General features: G+C 50.6%; 13 protein-coding genes and 1 pseudogene. 5 read left to right on the forward strand and 9 right to left on the reverse strand.

Annotated elements, in window-relative coordinates:
* Positions 1-26 precede the first annotated feature (26 nt).
* The 4 genes and pseudogenes from dctP to alr all read left to right on the forward strand — a co-directional run bounded on the left by dctP (position 27) and on the right by alr (position 4,255).
* Entirely contained in the window at positions 27-1,019 is a 993-nt protein-coding gene (gene dctP / locus PsWM33_RS04085; RefSeq protein WP_063299318.1) for a TRAP transporter substrate-binding protein DctP, read from the forward strand.
* An 80-nt stretch (positions 1,020-1,099) separates the two neighbouring features.
* The gene (locus PsWM33_RS04090) at positions 1,100-1,738 is read left to right on the forward strand and encodes a TRAP transporter small permease (protein WP_063299319.1); all 639 of its coding nucleotides are present in this window, start codon (positions 1,100-1,102) and stop codon (positions 1,736-1,738) included.
* Positions 1,735-3,024 (forward strand): annotated as a pseudogene (locus tag PsWM33_RS28320) (TRAP transporter large permease). The gene PsWM33_RS04090 and the pseudogene PsWM33_RS28320 overlap by 4 nt, the downstream one beginning before the upstream one ends.
* Positions 3,025-3,112: 88 nt before the next feature.
* Positions 3,113-4,255, forward strand: coding sequence for an alanine racemase (gene alr, locus PsWM33_RS04100; RefSeq protein WP_208994384.1), 1,143 nt, complete (start codon positions 3,113-3,115; stop codon positions 4,253-4,255).
* A 76-nt stretch (positions 4,256-4,331) separates the two neighbouring features.
* Here alr and ctlX read toward each other — a convergent pair whose 3' ends face one another.
* Positions 4,332-5,255 carry a citrulline utilization hydrolase CtlX gene (ctlX, locus tag PsWM33_RS04105; protein WP_063296812.1) on the reverse strand — a complete coding sequence of 308 codons (924 nt, stop codon included), beginning with the start codon at positions 5,253-5,255 and terminating at the stop codon, positions 4,332-4,334.
* Positions 5,252-6,322 carry an ornithine cyclodeaminase gene (locus tag PsWM33_RS04110; RefSeq protein WP_063299321.1) on the reverse strand — a complete coding sequence of 357 codons (1,071 nt, stop codon included), beginning with the start codon at positions 6,320-6,322 and terminating at the stop codon, positions 5,252-5,254. The genes ctlX and PsWM33_RS04110 overlap by 4 nt, the downstream gene beginning before the upstream one ends.
* Positions 6,323-6,470: 148 nt before the next feature.
* Between PsWM33_RS04110 and PsWM33_RS04115 the strand changes: the two genes are divergently transcribed.
* Positions 6,471-6,917: an Lrp/AsnC family transcriptional regulator gene (locus PsWM33_RS04115; protein WP_057465180.1), complete on the forward strand. Its 447-nt coding sequence runs from the start codon at positions 6,471-6,473 to the stop codon at positions 6,915-6,917.
* Positions 6,918-6,945: 28 nt separating this feature from the next.
* On the opposite strand, the gene PsWM33_RS04120 is transcribed toward PsWM33_RS04115, so the two are convergent.
* The 7 genes from PsWM33_RS04120 to PsWM33_RS04150 form a co-directional block, all read right to left on the reverse strand.
* The gene (locus tag PsWM33_RS04120; protein ID WP_208991892.1) at positions 6,946-7,566 is read right to left on the reverse strand and encodes a 2OG-Fe(II) oxygenase; all 621 of its coding nucleotides are present in this window, start codon (positions 7,564-7,566) and stop codon (positions 6,946-6,948) included.
* 280 nt (positions 7,567-7,846) lie between these two features.
* Positions 7,847-8,839 (reverse strand): hypothetical protein, encoded by a 993-nt coding sequence (locus PsWM33_RS04125; RefSeq protein WP_063299322.1) that lies wholly within the window; start codon positions 8,837-8,839, stop codon positions 7,847-7,849.
* A gap of 161 nt (positions 8,840-9,000) precedes the next feature.
* Entirely contained in the window at positions 9,001-10,974 is a 1,974-nt protein-coding gene (locus PsWM33_RS04130) for a hypothetical protein (RefSeq protein ID WP_063299323.1), read from the reverse strand.
* A 25-nt stretch (positions 10,975-10,999) separates the two neighbouring features.
* Positions 11,000-11,464, reverse strand: coding sequence for a type III secretion system chaperone (locus tag PsWM33_RS04135; protein ID WP_063299324.1), 465 nt, complete (start codon positions 11,462-11,464; stop codon positions 11,000-11,002).
* A 265-nt stretch (positions 11,465-11,729) separates the two neighbouring features.
* On the reverse strand, positions 11,730-13,724 hold the full coding sequence (locus tag PsWM33_RS04140; RefSeq protein ID WP_063296817.1) for a BCCT family transporter: 1,995 nt from the start codon (positions 13,722-13,724) through the stop codon (positions 11,730-11,732).
* A 414-nt stretch (positions 13,725-14,138) separates the two neighbouring features.
* Positions 14,139-15,524: an aldehyde dehydrogenase family protein gene (locus tag PsWM33_RS04145; RefSeq protein ID WP_063299325.1), complete on the reverse strand. Its 1,386-nt coding sequence runs from the start codon at positions 15,522-15,524 to the stop codon at positions 14,139-14,141.
* Positions 15,521-17,182: an acetolactate synthase large subunit gene (locus PsWM33_RS04150; protein ID WP_063299326.1), complete on the reverse strand. Its 1,662-nt coding sequence runs from the start codon at positions 17,180-17,182 to the stop codon at positions 15,521-15,523. Before PsWM33_RS04150 ends, PsWM33_RS04145 begins: the two co-directional genes overlap by 4 nt.
* Positions 17,183-17,836 lie beyond the last annotated feature (654 nt).

Raw genomic sequence — 17,836 nt, forward strand, 5'->3', positions numbered from 1 at the left:
AAAACGATTTTTCGGAGGAGAGACACTTGACCAATTTCACAAAATTCGCTGTTGCAACTGCGCTGACACTCAGCCTGACAAGCGGCGTTTCTGCTGCAACCACCTTGAAGCTTGCCGGTGTTGTACCAGTTGAGCACTACGGCAACACACTGCTGGAGCAAATCAAGACTGATATTGAAGCTGCCAATGTTGATTTGAAAGTAACCGTGTTCCCTGCAGGCCAGCTTGGTGCGGGCGAAGAACTGTTTGAAGCTGCTGCACGTGGAAACGTAGATCTGGTGCATTCTGTGGTGTATGCGCACAGTGATCCGGTTCTGGAAATCAACTCTCTGCCATACCTTGTGAGCAGCTGGGATGAAGCCGAAAAAGTCTATCTGAACAAGGGCTCTGCCTTCAATAAAATCTTTGCTGAGCGTCTTGACGGCTTGGGTCTCAAGCTTCTGGCGAACGCACCAGAAGGGTTCATCGGTGTTGTAGCAAATGATGTGCCTGACAATGCAGGCAACACAGGCGACAAAGGCATGAACATTCGTGTCTGGAGCTCTCAGGTCATCAAAGCGACCGTTGAATCAATCGGGTTTAAAGCCACCACAATGAACTGGGGCGAAGTCTTTCCTGCCATTCAGGCGGGTACGGTTGATGGAGCGATCTGCTGTACTGCGCAGTTGGCTTACAGCGCATTTGCAACCTCTGATGTTGGCAAAGCCTTCATCCCGTACAACGCTGTAGTCGAAAACACCACCTACTACGCCTCCAGCCGCACGTGGGACAAACTCTCCCAAGAGCAGCAGTCAGCTGTCCAGTCAGCTTTTGACAAAGCGGCACGTGATTATGCCGCCTGGGGCCGAAACAATGAAGCGCAGTACGTCACGAAGCTTCAGGAAAGCGGCTATCAGGTTGTGACTGTGTCTGATGAAGACCGTGCTGCAATCGCTGAAAAGGTGCGGGCCGACGTATGGCCACAAATCTCTGAAATCGTTGGCAAAGATACCATCGATGCTCTGATGGCTGATAAATAAGTACGAAGACACCAGTGCGAACGGGTGGCCTGTTACTGCCCGTTTCTTTTCCTGAAGTTAAGCCAGAACTATGAGCATTCATGTCTGAACTCTCACAACACCTCTCACCAGGCTGGTCTCGATTTGTCGACCGCTTGGTAACGATCAAATCCTGGTTGCTTGCCATCGGCTGTATCATCATGGCTGGCACGTTCTTTCTCGTGGTGATCTTTCGCTATGGATTTGGCTCAGACCTGTTTGCCTACGAAGAATGGCTGCTGATCATCTGTTTCTGGATGTATTTCGCAGGCGCTGCAATGGGAACCTACGATGGCTCTCATGTGAATGCAGACTTGCTGACCTATGTGATCAAAGATCCACGTAAAGCACATGTGCGGGCAGTTATTATCGGTGGCATCGAGTTCATCATTGCGATGGCACTGGTCTACTGGTCTACTGGTCTACTGGTCTACTGGTCTGCACTCATGATCATTGATGAGATCGACAGCTATCCTCGGTGGCGCGCAACAATTGCCCTTCGAATTCCGTTCTTTGTCCCACGCCTTGCCATGCTGGTTGGGTTCGCAACCATGGCCTTCTACAGCTTGCTGCATCTGATTGTGCTCGTCAAAACCGGCCCCGCCAAATCTGCGGCACAATCAAATGTGCAACAGCAAGATGATGTATCGTTTTCGCCGGTCATGCCAGAGACAACAAAAACAAAAGAGCCAGCACTATGATTATTCTGGGAAGCCTTATTCTTATCTGTCTCATGCTGGTGATTGGTGTCAGTGTCCCAATGTCCTTTGGCGCTGTTCTGCTATTTATCGCGCTTTTTGGCGGCCATGACGTCAGCGGCTTTATGCCAACCGGGCACTGGAAGGTGAGCTCACTGGTCCTGCTCGCAATCCCTTTGTTCATCTTGGCTGGCGCAATCATGGAGCGTGGCCGGATAGCGGCACCTTTGGTGTCTCTTGCTGAGTTAATGGTGGGCAATGTCCGGGGTGGGTTGAGTGCAGCTGCAGTCGTTGCAAGTGGTATCTTCGGAGCAATCTCTGGCTCAGCCGCAGCAACGCTGACCTGCATCGGCTCCATCATGATGCCGCATCTGCGCAAAGCCAACTATCCGGAAGGCATGGCTGCAGCGCTGATCGTGAGCGCAAGTCCATTGGGCCTGCTTATTCCGCCTAGCTCCTCGCAAATTCTTTATGCCTTGACCACGCAGTAATCCGTGCTCAAGTGCTTTTTGGCGACCGTTGTTCCCGGGGTCATCCTCATCGGTTTCCTTTGCATCGTAAACTTCGTGATGTTGCGGAACGTGAAGGATCTGAAGACCGAACGCGTTGGCGGAAAGTTCACGTTTGAGCTGCGCACCAGAAGCTTCAAAGCCATGCCCGCTCTGTTGATGCCTGTTATCATTCTGGGTGGCATCTATGGTGGTGTTATGACGCCAACAGAAGCTGCTGGTGTTGCTGTGATCTACGCAATTCCAATCGGTTTCTTTATCTACCGTGGTCTTGATAGAGAGAACTTTTTCCCAACGCTGCGCTATGCTGGCACAACCATCGGCGTTGTCATGATGATGGTGCTTATGGTGCTCATTGTCAGTCAGTTTCTGGTGTTTGAGAACATTCCGGCAATGGCAAAGGATCTGATTTATTCAGTTTCTGACAATCCGATCATCATCTTGCTTATGGTCAATCTGGTCATGATCCTCATTGGCATGCTCATGGATGATATTTCCGGCTTGCTGTTGTCCGCACCGCTTTTGCTGCCAATCGTGCAAAGTGTTGGCATGGAGCCAGTTCATTTCGCAGCGGTGCTTGGCGTCAATCTGGGCATGGCAAACATCACGCCGCCAACAGCACCACTGCTTTACCTTGGAGCGCGCGTGACGGACGCCCCGGTCAACAAGATGATGAAGCCGACACTGATAATGATCGCGTTCGCTTGGCTACCAACACTGGTAATCACAACCTTTATTCCGCAGGTTGCTCTATGGTTGCCAGAACTGGTGTTCGGCTGATCAGAGTTTAGCCTCAGCTCACTCTAATGAACTGAGGCAACTCACCAATATTACTTTCACATCGGCATATATGAAGATGGCAACACCAATGTATTCCTCTTGGTGCGAGATTTCGTGCACCCAAATTGAAGCGAATTTAAAGATTGCGCTCGGGCTCTTACCCGACAAAACCAAGTTTTGTGCAGTTGTTAAAGCGGACGCCTACGGACATGGTATTGCAAACGTAATGCCTATCATCCAACGCAACAATGTTCGTTATATTGGCATCACGTCCAACGCAGAGGCACAGGCTGTTCGTGACACGGGTTACAAAGGTGATTTGCTCCGGTTGCGGGCAACAACTCGTGATGAAGCAGAAGCTGCTTTGCCTCTTCAGGTCCAGGAGCAAGTGGGCAGTCTGGAGGGGGCATTGGAACTTGCGAGTGTCCAAAGAAACAACAGTGCACCTGCAAATTACCATCTCTCACTAAATGCGGGGGGAATGTCGCGGGATGGCTTGGAGCTTTCCTCCTCAAAAGGCAAAGAGGTTTGCAAACGCATTGTCGACGTTTTGGGGTCGCACATCATTGGCGTGAGTACCCATTTTCCCTCAAATCTGCCTGAGGATCTTGAGACGAGCATCGCACGGTTTCATAAGGACGTGGATTGGGTTGTCGCCAACACCTCATTGCAACGTGAAAACTTGCTGGTGCATGCCGGTAGCACACTGACACTTGTCTCACGATGTAACCCTTACTCAGACATGATGCGCTGTGGAGCGGTGTTATACGGAATTGTAAATCCAGAGCTTGGCTTCAAAACCACCATGACATTAAAGGCAAGAGTCATAAGTCTTGGAGAATTCCCTGCTGGCAGCACGATTGGTTATGACCGTGCGACGGTGCTGAATGAAGACAAGCGGCTTGCGACAGTATCATTGGGATACGCCAATGGATATCTGCGGCGCTTTGCTGGGCTAAGCAGCGTCCTCATTCAGGGCAGAAAGCAACCGATTCTGGGGAAAATTTCCATGAACACCATCGTTGTGGATGTCACAGATCTGACTGGTGTTGCATTGGGAGAGGAAGTGGTCTTGTTTGGCCGCCAGCAATTCGCTGAAATCACAACCCAAATGGCGGAGGCGTCCTCAGGAACCATCATGGCTGATCTCTATACAGATTGGGGTCAACGCAATCCGCGCGTCGAAAAACACACTCAGGACGTCCCGAAGGAAGAAACGTTGCTCATCTGACTTCAGATAATCTCTGCAACTGATATAAATACGCCCGCCGGAACTTCTCTGGCGGGCGTATCTCGTTTCGCTGGAATTAGTTGCGCGGTGACAGGTGAAGACCTGCAATTGTGCAGCGTACAGAACCACCAGCCAGCTCAAGCGTTGGGATAGCAAGCGGCACCAGTGTCGCAGAAGCAGAGATCCTGTCGCGTTGCTCTTCAGTCAGAATATCGTAGGCAGTTTGCGAAAGTGCGAGCAGGGGGCCATTCTTGCCCATCAACTCTATTGCATTCCCGGCAAAACCTGAGATCTGAGCATTACTCAGCTCAATCACGTCACGACCTGTCGCCTCAAGGCGTGCCACAACTTCTGACCGTCGCGCCGTATCCGTGATCATATCTGTACCGATCAGCGCAAAGTTGGTCCCAACGCACATCAGCACGTTGGTGTGGTAGATCGACGTGCCTTTGTCATCTTCAGCAGCGAACACCATTGGCTCAAAGTTGAAGTGCGTGCAAAAACGCTCCAGTGCAATTGGATTGGTTCTGTCGCTTTCCACCGCATAGGCAACACGATCAATGTGATCGAGCACCATCGCGCCGGTTCCTTCAAGATAAAGCCCATCCTGCTCAAGGCCGGAGTAGTCGATGACATCTTGAACACGATAGTCGGACTTCAGCATTTCAAGGATGTCGTGACGACGCTCCAAACGCCGGTTTTCCGCTTTCATCGGGAAAATCGCAACGTGCCCACCAGCATGCGTAGAGAACCAGTTGTTTGGGAACACACAATCGGGAAGGCCCGGAGTGTCACCTTCAAAAACATGAACGCGTACACCATGAGATTCAAGCTGCTCCACCATTGCGGTATGCTCATCATACGCTTGTTTGGCATGCTTTGAATCTGTTGTGACCTCAGCCTGAAATGCGTTATCAGCTGCTGTCTCTGCATTCACTGAGAAGTGGTGCGGGCGAACCATGACGACGGCGCCAGGCGCCTGAACGGATGTGCGGTTCATGCAGCGTCTCCGCTTTCCGGTTCTGCGCGCATCACCATGCCGAACAGGTCACGTGGGTCATCAGGATCAGCCAGCATATCAAGGTCATGGTACAAACCAGTGCCCTTAAGCTGGTCACGTACGTAGCGAAGTGCGGAGAAGTCCTCAGTTGCAAAGCCGACACCGTCAAACAAGGTGATCTGACGCTCGTCCTTACGGCCCTCAGCCTGACCCGTAATAACTTTCCAGATCTCAGTGACCGGGAAATCCTCAGGCATCTGCTGAATTTCGCCTTCAATGCGTGTCTGAGGTGGGTACTCAACGAAGACATCAGAGCGGGTCAGAATGCCACTGGCAAGTTCTGTTTTGCCCGGGCAATCGCCACCAATCGCGTTGATATGCACGTCAGTGCCAACCATATTGTCGGAGAGCACGGTGGCATTTTGCTTGTCAGCAGTACACGTTGTGATGATCTGCGCGCCCAAAGCTGCTTCTTCTGCGCTTTTGCATGCCTGCAAGGTCAGGCCACGACCTTCCAGATTACGCATGAGTTTCTCTGTTGCTTTAGGATCTACATCATAAAGCCGCAGTGTGTTGATCCCGCAGATTTCCTTCATCGCCAGAGCTTGGAATTCTGACTGAGCCCCATTGCCGATCATCGCCATGGTATGGGCGCCTTTAGGAGCAAGATACTTTGCCACCACTGCAGAGGTCGCCGCTGTACGCAGGGCGGTCAACACGGTCATTTCAGTCACAAGGACCGGATAACCGGTATAAACATCTGCCAGAAGGCCAAATGCAGTAACGGTCTGCAGGCCTTCCTTGGTGTTCTTTGGGTGTCCGTTGACGTACTTGAAGCCGTATGTCTCACCATCGGAGGTCGGCATCAGCTCAATAACACCTTCTTTGGAGTGGGAGGCCACCCGGGGTGTCTTATCAAACAACTCCCACCGGCGAAAATCTTCTTCCACATAGTCAGCGATGCCAGAGAGCATGGTCTCAATGCCAATGCGATGGACTAGCTTCATCATATTGTCGACACTGACAAATGGAACAAACGCGAGTTCTGACGGGGCAGGGGCTGACATGAGCTTTCCTCAAGTAATTACAGTTTCCCTAGTATTAACTGTACAAATTGCAAAAAACATATCAATCTTGCTAAATATGAGAGATAGTTTTTGACAGATTGCTAGGCAAATTTTATATTATTGCTAAACTTATTGGTTGAGAGCACTTATGAAGCAAAACCATACAGCGAAACATATTTATGATGAGCTCGACAGGCAATTAATCAGCCTTCTGCGTTTGGATGGCCGTGCTCCAGTCTCCAAACTCTCACAGATTATGGGCGTCTCACGCGCAACTGTACAAACACGCATGGACCGCTTGCTGGAAACAGGGGCTCTGCTTGGTTTTACGGCACGAGTGCGAGAAGATTATGACAGCGGCGAAATCAGAGCTGTCATGATGATCGAAGTGATGGGACGAAACACCACCCAGGTCATCCGCAAACTGCGTGGTCTGCCTGAACTACAAGTCCTCCACACCACAAGCGGCAAATGGGATCTGGTCACAGACATCCGCGTCGAAAACCTCTCAGAGTTCGACCGCGTCCTGCGCGAAGTCCGCCTGATCGAAGGCGTCATGAACAGCGAAACAAGCATCTTGCTGTCCAGCGTTTGACTGCAAACAATTTGTCTTGTTTTCTTGCCTAATTGATCCGCAACAAGCGTTTAAGCATAGTTTGGAAGCCGCCGCGTTTCTCTTTCCGTGCTAATTCCTCTTCAGAGATGAGAAACGTTACTTGCACCACATAGCGTTCGCCTTTGAACGAAGGATGGCCGTGCCAGCTTGTTTCTGAACGTTTGAATGCAAACACGTTCCCAGCAAGCGGAGAGACTTCCTCCGCATAATCGCCCATATCGGTGTCTCCATTGAGCGCACGAATGGCACCTCCGGCGGCGTCATCCCAGTCTTCATTGAGATAGATGAGCATGGTGCAGATCTTGGATTTGGAATCGTTGTGAATACGGCCATCACCGTGTTTGGACAAACGTCGGACTGTGATCATTCGGGGCTTGTCCATTAGATCCAAACTGAGTTTTTCCGAAAGAATTTCAGCCAGTTCAGGTTTATAAAGATCATCTACAAGTTGCTTGAATGCACCAGTCGATTCAAGTTTAGATAAAGGAAGATACCCAGTCTGTTTGATGTCAGGATAATCACGACGAACATCAGCAGCTTGCTTTTGGGTCAGTACATTTCTCCCCACCAGATACTGGAAAGGAGTTATACGAGTATTGGAGTCTCTGAGAGCATCGAAATTGATCATTTTCCAACTTCCCTGACGCAGCAAAAAACAAGTGGTAGCTGTAGCACAGGTTAGAAAAGCCAGAAATTCTCAGTTCTGAGTGCAGAAAATTTGAGACTGTAATTTAAATGGTAAAGGATCAAATCGACCAGAGAGATCGCTTATGTTGATTAGGCTGTAAAATAATAGTTCACTATCAAAAAGTCTATTCTACGCGCCTAATTTCTGAGATCTAGAGAACAAGTGCATAGGGAAATGCCATTTGAAAGAAATCCTCCAATCAAATGGCATTGCAGTCTTTTTACAGATGCCACTCAGCAAGACCGATGCGTTCTGAGCTGTCTATTCGCAACGTGATAGGTTGGCTATCTTTGTCGTGCATGAGTACCGTATCCGCCCCCACACATTCGGTGAGCATGATTACGATGTTTCCTCGTGACAAACTGTCTGTGTGAATGGTTCCACCCGGAAGCATAATTGCTTTGCCATCCGGAACTTTAATATTGGCCAGCGCAAATTGGTCGTCTTTGATCTGTTTACCCACGGTAATAACGATCTCGTCCTGATCTGACGAAGCCATAAAGATATGAGGGAACTCATGTCTTTCGACGAAAAACCCATTGGCTTCTTCGAGAGAGTATTGGTGGTTAGCTGGTGTAATTTGGTATTCAACGACGTTGAGATCACATTTGTCGAACTTCACTGGAACGGTTTCGCCTTTATCAAAGACTTTCACGCCAAAGGCTTGCGTTACATCTTCGAATGCAGGCGATAACTCCGTTACCATCGGAATTTCCAGTAAAACATCTGTGCAGGAAAGACGTCCAGATGCTCCAAACACGTTTCCAGGCGCGGCGATGCTGACTGTGTTTGCATCATGCCATGTCCCTTCGATAACAGAAAAGGCGCTATCTGGGAGCGAAGACAATGATGTTTTCGTCTCCAAGATACTCTGGTGAGTGCCCGCGACCGTTTGTGAAGGAGAAGCCGGTGTAATGTGTGGGGCACTTCGATTAATAACCACATCACTCCCCGGAGGGATGATGCTATGAAGAGCATTGGTCGTGACAGCAACTTTATGGTTGACCACACGGTGTATCGATACAGCCTTTAAAGAGCTCTCTACTTTCTGACTTGGGAGTTCTGCATTGTACTTGACCGTAATTCCAACATCATTCAGGCGCCGTTCCTGATAATCTGGCAGCTTTATGCTCTTATCGGTAGAGCTTGAGCACACTGTATTCTGTAGGTTTTCTTGTACCTGCGGTGTTGATGTGGCAAGTGTGACTGGCATTCTGGTTTCCTCTCAGAACTTGCAGGACTGATGAGCCTTTCGCTCACGAAAGGTGCTCATCCTCGTCCTGACTTAATTGAAATGAACATGCTGCGTTGTGCGGTCACGTCTGCACCAAACAGACTATGAACGAGCAATCAGCGGTTTGATGAACTCAGGCCTTACTCAGAAAGCCCCTGCAACTCAGTTTCAAACTGGGCGCGTTCTTCCGGCGTGAAACCGCGTAAGTGGTTGCCATCTGTGCGTTGCGCGATCACGCTGGCGACGAACTCATTGGCTTTGTCCGCAGGGATGTCCGGATAGTTTTGAGCCACATAAAGGGCAACGGTCTGCTGATCTTCGTTGAAGTTGATGCCACCCGGTGTCGTGATCTGCTGTGGTTTAAAGCTTTCAGTCTGGGCCGCAATGTTCAGCTGTGCTCCACCAATCAGGCGTGGGTCTGCAACGGTTGCGGGCTGTGTGCGGCTCAAGCCTTGCGCCAGCAGGTCTGACACGCGGATTGGTTTAGCCGCGCCACCTAGATCGTTTGCCGCTTTGCTCCGTAAATCAAAGGTATACAGCAGCTCATTAACGTTACTCAGAGATTGCTCAGCATCGTTTGCTTTGAGTGCGCTTAACAGTGCTGCCTTCTGATCCTCATATTCGCCCGTTTTTTTCAAACCGGAATCTGGCTTCAGAAGTTGCTCAAATGGCTTTGCATCCAACAGAGCCGGAAAATGTTCTGTGGCCAAAGAGCGGAACTCAGGATTGTTCTCAAGGACAGTTTTGAGCTGCGAGCTGTAATCTGCATCAAGATAATTGTGTTGGATCCCACGGCTGGACTGCATCGCAGCAGCGCCGACCACTTCCAGACCTTCAGTCTTGGTCGTACCTGCCACTTCCAGACCCACCACGTGCTGCCAGGCCCCACCGGAAGAGAGGTCACTGAAACGCTGGTTGACGTCGTAGACTGGTTGCAATTGAGAGGCCAGTTCTCTTTCAAGGAGCGGGACTTTCTTAGCCGCCCCTTCAACCACTTCGGTTCTGCTGATTCCGCCGCCACGCTGACCGACTGCATAGACCAGGTAATCTGCTTCAAAGTCTCCACCATCTGTGCTGATGGTCAAGGGGCGATTTTCACCCGCAGAGACTTTGTTGATCTGCTGATAACGGAATACAGTGCCACCATCAGAACGGTCATTACCTGCTTCCTGTGCCGTAAAGGTGGCCTCAATACCAACAGAGCGCACATCCCATGTCAGTGCCACGCCAGGCTTTTGATGGGGCTGCATCATCCAGAAGATGTTTTCCTTATCAACACCGCGTGTTGAAAGCTCCATAATCGCATCTGTGCCCGCATTCGGACCCATAACAGCCACAACACGTCCGGTCAGGTCTCGTGTGCCTGCTTCGTTACGCTGGAACTGATCCAGATCCAGACAGTTTGCAGCATTGGGGTGACCAGATTTTCTAAAATCAGCAACTTCCGGTGGGACGTGGTGGTACTCGTAGTCTGAGCGTTCAATGCCGGCGCCTGTAGCAAGGACGACCTTCTTGGCCAGAAGCGGCTCGCTATCTGCATCAGTCTGCACCTTAAAAAGACCAGTCTCGCTGTCTCGGCTGATCTGGCGGACTTCGGCATCAAGGATGTTCCCACCAGAGACCTGATCGATGCGTTGCGCATTGAGCTGAGACCATTCCTGTCTGTCAACCGGGTCCAGACTGGAGGATGCAATTGGTTCATCGCCAGGGTTCACAAGCTGTTGTGCCTGGTTGATGCACTGAGTGTAATGGCCTTTCTCATAGCCTCGTGCACCGGCCCATGGATCATTTTTGCCAACCACAAGCACGTTGTTCTTTGTGCTGTCCGCAACAATAGAGCAATCACACCGTTTCAGGCTGGTGAGGTAGGCTGCTGCCGATGTGCCTCGCCCGACACAAATCAGATCATATAGTGATTTATCAGCACCAGCGTTTCCTTGCGTCGTTGCGAGTTGATCTTTAACAGAAGACTGGGTTTCAACCGCTTTTTGTTGGTGGGATTGCAGCGCAGGGTGGGTAGTGCTCGACGCTGGACTGCTTGTTGTGTCAGCCTGTGGTGGGATGTTGGCAGGAGCAATTGTTGGTGTCGCAGAAGTCACTTGCGGGATGGTCATGGGGGAAGCCCTCGTTCTTATGAGATCAGATTTTTAGAGAGTTTTGGGGAATTTCTGTAGCGAGCTCCTGTGTGAGGAGAACGCCAGCTTTCAAAAGCTCCCTCCAACCCTGCGCGCGTTCTGCAAACTCAGAAAGGGCAGCAAAAAGGTCGTGGCGAGCCAACCCATTCATCGGAATATCCCAGAGGAGGGTGATGGTCTTATCTGTATCTGCCAACATTGCAAACCGCAGGCTGCCGGTGCCCGCCCAAGACTGATTGACCTTTAAAAAGTACCCCAGCAGATCAACCCGGTTTTCTTCTGGTAAAATACCCAACTCCGCACTGATAGCGAGGGCATGCCGGTCTTCTTCCAGCGTCGCAATCACGTCCAAACCTGAAGTGAACTGAAACAGCCAACTGTCTCTTGCCGGATCCGCAAACACGGATGCATCAACGAATAAGTCACTCACTTCCGTGACGAGTTTCGATACTTCACTCGTATCAACCATAGTTTTCCGCCCTATGTCTTGCCGCCGTCCACGGCCTTGTGTCTGCGGAAAACATTAGAACAGGTTGCAATAGGTGATTGTGCCGATAGGCATAGCTCACAGAGGTGTGATGAAAATGTTTACCTATCGGAAGCTGAGTAATGAAGCAGCGTTACCAAAATGGTCTCAGCAGGGAAGATATTCGCTAGAGCCAAAGCTGCGAAGCCTACCAAGCATTTAAGAGAGACCGTCTTCGAACTTATTGCTCGAAGACGGTCTCTTTAGATCAAAGCAATTCTGACTGCGACAAGTGCAGGTACTGCATGAAGCGTTCGTATTGTGTGACGACGTCCGCTATCAGCTGTTCTTCGGTGTAGCCGAGCACGTCGTACTCCTGACCGCCTTGGGCAAGGAACACCTCGACGCGGTAATAGTTGGTGCCTTCTTCTTCGGTCTCGTCTTCATTTTCATCTTCGTCGATGAGATGGCCGGGGCCGATGGCTAATGCTGTTGTGAAATAGCGTTTTCGCAAGCCGTAAACAAAGACGGTCTCTTCAGACTGTTCAATGGTCAAACGATAGTTCTTTGAGCCGGTCAACGTGGCGTTGAAACCGCGCTTTTCAAACTCAGCCTGTACTTTTTCCAAAGCGGGTTTGCCGACAGTGGCCATGAAGTGGCGTGCGTCTTTCAAAGTCGCGTTTTCAGTCAGAGTTCCGATGCGTTGCCGCCAATCCACTGTGCTCTTTGTGTATTGAACGGTGGTGTGGTGCATTTGCAGGTTTTTGGTGCGCAAAGCGTCATCTTGCAAGGCTTTGTAAAGGCCAAAGCACATGAGCAGCATAACAATGAGGAAGGGCAGCGCACTGGCAATTGTTGCAGTTTGCAATGCCCCAAGCCCACCTGCCGATAACAGCACAATTGCAACAGCCCCCTGTAGCACAGCCCAGAAAACGCGCTGCCAGACAGGTGAGTTGATGTCACCGCCGGAGGTTAAACTGTCAATGACCAAGGAACCGGAGTCGGAAGAGGTTACAAAGAAGACGACCACCAGCACAACGCCTAGCATGGAGAGCACTGATGAAAATGGCATGTATTCAAAAAATTTAAACAGAGCCAGAGACACGTCAGTCGAAACTGCTTCTGCAAGGTTATCAGCTCCGCCATGGAGGATCAGATCGATACCTGTGTTGCCAAAGATTGTGAACCAGATCAGACTGAACCCTGTCGGCACAAACAATAGTCCAACGAGAAACTCGCGAATGGACCGACCACGCGAAACACGTGCGATAAAAGTGCCCACAAAAGGTGACCACGAAATCCACCAGCCCCAATAGAGCAGCGTCCAACCACCCAGCCAGTCATCTTTTCGGTCATAGGCGTAAAGGTTGAAGGTCTTATGGATCAGGTCGCCCATATAGGCACCAGCATTTTGCACAGCAGTTTGGAGCAGGGTGACGGTTGGTCCAACAATCAAGACCAGCAACATGATGCATACAGCCAAAATGAGGTTGGTTTCAGAAAGACGCTTCACCCCGCGATCAAGGCCGGAAAAAACCGAAGCCGTTGCCATGCTGGAGATAAGCACAATCAGAACAATCTGAGAGGTTGTCGATACTGGCACATCAAACAGGTAGTTCAGACCAGCATTCACCTGAAACGCACCGTAACCGAGTGAGGTAGAAACACCGAACAAAGTGCCCAATACCGCGAATGTATCAACTGCATGACCAATCGGGCCATAAATCTTCTCACCAATCAGCGGGTAAAGTGCAGACCGTGGCAACAAAGGCAGTTGGTGGCGATAAGTGAAATACGCCAGTGATAAAGCCACCACTCCATAGATTGCCCAGGCATGCAGGCCCCAGTGGAACATGGTGATCTTCATTGCCTCACGAGCAGCTTCGATGGTTTGCCCTTCCATGCCAGGGGGCGACATGAAGTGCATGATCGGCTCAGCGACCCCAAAGAAAACCAGTCCGATGCCCATACCCGCTGAAAACAGCATGGCGAACCAGCTTTTGTAAGCATAATCGGGCTCGGCATGGTCAGGACCCAGTTTGATATCGCCAAACCGGCTCACCATGATGAAAAGGATGAACAGCAGAAAAATCGCAACTGCCAGAATATAGAGCCAACCAGTATTAGTTTCGATCCAATCCTGAATGTTGCTGTAAAACCTCTGAGAGCCTTCTGGCCAGATAACTGCTGTAATCAGGAGCAGAAAAATCAGCGATATGGAGCTGATAAAAACAGGAGGATTAAACTTGTGCTTTATTCTCATCACGTGCTTCAACAAGCGCCGAAAAATGCAAAAAAAGGGCGCACGAGTGACGAGGACTGCATTTTTCAAAGCAAAGCTATCTCAGTTGTGTAGACGGCCTCTTAAAACAATGTGTCCAACTCAGGATGGTTCTAAGCAAAACAAATATATATGCTTCGAATGACCAAAGCTGGGGCCGAGCATTTACTCCTGCCGTCACCAAGAGGCAATAGCTTTTATGTCGCGCCTGAAAGTACGCATTCTTTTTTAATTTCAAAGGCTTGTAGATTTGAGTTAAGAGTGCTCGTGCTGAGCTGTAAAGCAGCGCTGTCAAATTCAGCGGTTTCGCCTGAGAGCCCAGCTCAAAACAGCATAAAACGAGATATCTGATCGCGAGTGGGCTTTGAAATGCTCAGTTCAACTCTGTAGGGAACATCAAAGCCGGATGACTGCCATTTTGTCTTGTGTCATGTCGTGCATGGTGTAGCCGATACCCCCGGTGTTGTAGCCAGACTGACGACGACCTGCAAAGGGCATCCAGTCCACACGGAAGGCGGTATGGTCGTTGACCATGACGGCAGTGGCATCGAGACGTTGGACGGCTTGGAAGGCTGTCTCTAAGCTTTGAGTGAAAACAGCGGCCTGGAACGCAAAGGGCAGGCTGTTTGCAGTCTCAATAGCCTCTGCAATACTATCAATGCTGTAGACGCAAATCACCGGACCAAAAATTTCCTGTTGTGAAACGCGGACATTGGCGGGCGGATTCAGCAACACGGTGGGCGCATAGGTTGTCGGGCCCAGGCGTTTTCCGCCTGCCAGCAACTCGGCACCTCCATCGATAGCCTCATTCACCCATTCCTCAACCCGGTCCACCTCACCAGGTCGGATCAGAGGACCGCAATCCGTTGTCGCATCAGTCGCATCACCCACTTTCAGCAGTTTGGCAGCCTCTGCCAGCTTTTGCGCGATCTCCTGCGCTTTAGAGGGAGGAGCAAATACACGCTGAACAGAAACACAGACCTGACCAGAGTGATAAAAGCCTCCCTTGATTAAAAGAGGGATCATGTCGTCGATATGGGCATCTTCGCTGACAATGACTGGCGCTGCTCCGCCATGTTCCAAAGCGCAGCGCGCACCTGGTATCAGCTTTGAGCGAAGCATCCAGCCAACACGTGCAGAACCGATAAACGAGAAGAATCCAACCCGCTGATCAGTGATCATCTGCTCAGCCACTTCGTTATTACAAACAACTGCACGGCACCAATCCGCAGGCAATCCGGCTTCATGTAACATGCTTACAAAAGCTAAACAGGACAGTGGTGTATCGGGAGCTGGTTTGATGATAACCGGACAGCCGGTGGCCACCGCCGGTGCCACCTGATGGACAATCAGGTTGAGTGGGTGGTTGAAAGCGCTCGCTGCAACGACCACGCCGATCGGCTCGCGCTGGGTGAACGCGATGCGGCCTGATCCAGCCTCTGTCAAATCCATCGGAATTTCGCGGCCAGTCATTTGGCCAATCTCGTGCACGCAAAGTTCCACACCATCAATGGCACGCATAACTTCCACACGGGCATCAACCAATGGCTTACCACCTTCGTTGGCGATCTGGAACGCCAACTCGTCAAAACGAGCCTCCATGAGCTGAGCTGTTTTCTTCAGGATGGCAATTCGTTGAAAGGCAGGAAGCCACTCATCACACTGACGAAAGAGACTATGCGCAGTCTCCAGAAATGCATCGACCTGCTCCCATTCACTGGTCTCCACACTGCCTATGTATTTCAGGCTGTACGGGTTGACGACATCCAGTGTCTTGCTCATATCAGACACACCTTGGCTGCAAGCTCATCAATCAAGACCCGCTGATTTTCGCTGTAATCAACGGGAATATCAACCAGATGGACCCCGCCAGCGGTAAAGGCCGCTTCAAAGGTCGGTAGCAGGTCTTCTGTGCGGGTAATCCTGTGGCCAGTGGCACCGTAACTGTTCGCATACTCGACAAAGTTAGGGTTGCCAAACTGCAAGCCCCAGTCTTCAAACCCTGCATGAGCCTGCTTCCAGCGGATCATACCGTAAGAGCGATCATCCAAAACAGTAACCACCAAATTGAGCTTCAACCGAACAGCCGTTTCCAGCTCCTGACTGTTCATCATAAAACCGCCATCACCGCAGATCGCCATGACACGACGATCTGGATAAAGCTTGGCTGCCATCATAGCCGAAGGCAGGCCAGCACCCATTGTCGCCAATGCGTTGTCCAGAAGCACCGTATTGGGTTGATGAGCCTTGTAGTTGCGGGCGTACCAGATCTTGTAGATCCCGTTGTCGAGCGCAATAATATCGAAATCACCCATCACCCTGCGTGTATCAGCGACCACCCGTTGTGGGATAACCGGAAAACGCGAAACATCACCACCTTCAGAGGTGTGCAAGTCTGTCTCTTTTTTGATGCGCTGGAAATAACTGCGATCAAAGTCCAGCGGACCGCCCAGGATATCGCCGAGCCGCGCAACGGAGCGGGCAAGATCGCCAACCACCTCAACCTGAGGGAAGTACACCTGATCAACCTGCGCAGCCTTGTAGTTCATATGGATCACTTTGGTGCCGCCATGTTCCATTAGGAACGGTGGTTTTTCAACCACGTCATGACCCACGTTGATGATCAGATCAGCGCGTGCAATTGCGCAGTGCACGTAGTCTCCATCAGAGAGTGCAGCAGTACCAAGAAACAAGTCAGAGCGCTCATCAATAACGCCTTTACCCATCTGAGTGTTGAAAAACGGAATTTGGGTCTTTTCAGCAAAAGCACTGAGCACGGAATGAGCGTCCTTACGGTTCGCTCCAGCTCCTATCAACAGCAACGGCATTTTCGCACTGCGGATCATATCAGCTGCTTCATTCAGCACCGTATCGCCAGCCACTGCATAGTAACGGGGATGGGGGTGCAAGACAGCTTCATCCGTTTCTTCAATGGCGATATCTTCGGGCAGCTCCAACAAAACAGCACCGGGGCGCTCTTCTTCCGCCACGCGGAAAGCCTCACGGATCAGGGCAGGGATGGTGTTGCCATGGACAACCGCCTTGGACATCTTACAGATCGGCTCAAACAGACTGACAATGTCAATGATCTGAAATTGCCCTTGCTTGGACTTCTTGATCGGCTTTTGCCCGGTGATCATGATCAAAGGCATGCCGCCCAGAAAAGCGTAGGCCGCCGGGGTGGCAAAGTTGGTCGCACCAGGGCCTAGCGTCGCCATGCAGACGCCGGCTTTGCCTGTCAGGCGCCCATAAGTGGCAGCCATAAAAGCTGCACCTTGCTCGTGTCGGTTCAGCACCAGTTCAATTGAGGAGGTACGAAGGGATTCAAGAACGTCAAGATTTTCCTCACCAGGAACAGCAAAGACGTATTCAACACCTTCCGCTTCCAGTGCAGCTACAAGACGATCAGAAGCTTTCATCGGGGGGTGAGAGTCAGGCATGGGATCTCCTGTTCAGTCAACGCTTGGCTTTAGAACTTCAGGTATTCCTTTGCTCTTTTTAAAAGAGCTGAGCGAGTAATCAGAATGGTCGAAAGACGGCCTGTAAACATCATCACGAACTGATGTTTCATTGCAACTCATGCCTGACGTAGGTTTGATCAAAACTGCGTTGCAAGGCTCCAGATTACTCCAATGATCTCTAAAAGATCAGAAATAGGTAAAGACAGTATGCTCTCATTTAGAAGTTCCAAACTTGCATGACAGAGGTACCAGCTATTGCTCATGCGTCAGACTTGTATTGCTTCCTTTGGTTTCAGGACTGCTTCTAAACAAGATGAATTCTTAACTTGCGCACTATGACGGCCAAAATCGAGTTCATTTATTGGATTGGCCATTCCAGAAATAAAGCCGTAAAATCACTGTTGATCTCTGACGCGCCAATTTCAACAAAACCTTGCAGCCAGAACTTCTCTGGGCATATCCTTGGGAATTAAGGGACGGAATGAACGCTGGATAAAGTTCCGTTTGGAGACCCGAGGCGGGTTGCGAAGGAACAGGCGGCGACCTATATGAGCGGTGCCTTTGGCACAACTCTGGATTACTTATGGTTTTAACAAGAGTGTTCGAGGCTGAGGAGGAAGTCGAGTGAGGGGA

Origin of the sequence: Pseudovibrio sp. WM33, assembly GCF_001623165.1 — a bacterium.
GTDB lineage: Bacteria > Pseudomonadota > Alphaproteobacteria > Rhizobiales > Stappiaceae > Pseudovibrio.

What these genes read in the sequence shown, in the direction of transcription:
- ctlX (WP_063296812.1), bottom strand. Translation starts at nt 5,255, where the DNA reads ATGAACCGCACATCCGTTCAGGCGCCTGGCGCCGTCGTCATGGTTCGC.
- PsWM33_RS04115 (WP_057465180.1), top strand. Translation starts at nt 6,471, where the DNA reads ATGAAGCAAAACCATACAGCGAAACATATTTATGATGAGCTCGACAGG.
- PsWM33_RS04135 (WP_063299324.1), bottom strand. Translation starts at nt 11,464, where the DNA reads ATGGTTGATACGAGTGAAGTATCGAAACTCGTCACGGAAGTGAGTGAC.
- PsWM33_RS04145 (WP_063299325.1), bottom strand. Translation starts at nt 15,524, where the DNA reads ATGAGCAAGACACTGGATGTCGTCAACCCGTACAGCCTGAAATACATA.
- PsWM33_RS04140 (WP_063296817.1), bottom strand. Translation starts at nt 13,724, where the DNA reads ATGAGAATAAAGCACAAGTTTAATCCTCCTGTTTTTATCAGCTCCATA.
- alr (WP_208994384.1), top strand. Translation starts at nt 3,113, where the DNA reads ATGTATTCCTCTTGGTGCGAGATTTCGTGCACCCAAATTGAAGCGAAT.
- PsWM33_RS04120 (WP_208991892.1), bottom strand. Translation starts at nt 7,566, where the DNA reads ATGATCAATTTCGATGCTCTCAGAGACTCCAATACTCGTATAACTCCT.
- PsWM33_RS04090 (WP_063299319.1), top strand. Translation starts at nt 1,100, where the DNA reads ATGTCTGAACTCTCACAACACCTCTCACCAGGCTGGTCTCGATTTGTC.
- PsWM33_RS04125 (WP_063299322.1), bottom strand. Translation starts at nt 8,839, where the DNA reads ATGCCAGTCACACTTGCCACATCAACACCGCAGGTACAAGAAAACCTA.
- PsWM33_RS04150 (WP_063299326.1), bottom strand. Translation starts at nt 17,182, where the DNA reads ATGCCTGACTCTCACCCCCCGATGAAAGCTTCTGATCGTCTTGTAGCT.
- PsWM33_RS04110 (WP_063299321.1), bottom strand. Translation starts at nt 6,322, where the DNA reads ATGTCAGCCCCTGCCCCGTCAGAACTCGCGTTTGTTCCATTTGTCAGT.
- PsWM33_RS04130 (WP_063299323.1), bottom strand. Translation starts at nt 10,974, where the DNA reads ATGACCATCCCGCAAGTGACTTCTGCGACACCAACAATTGCTCCTGCC.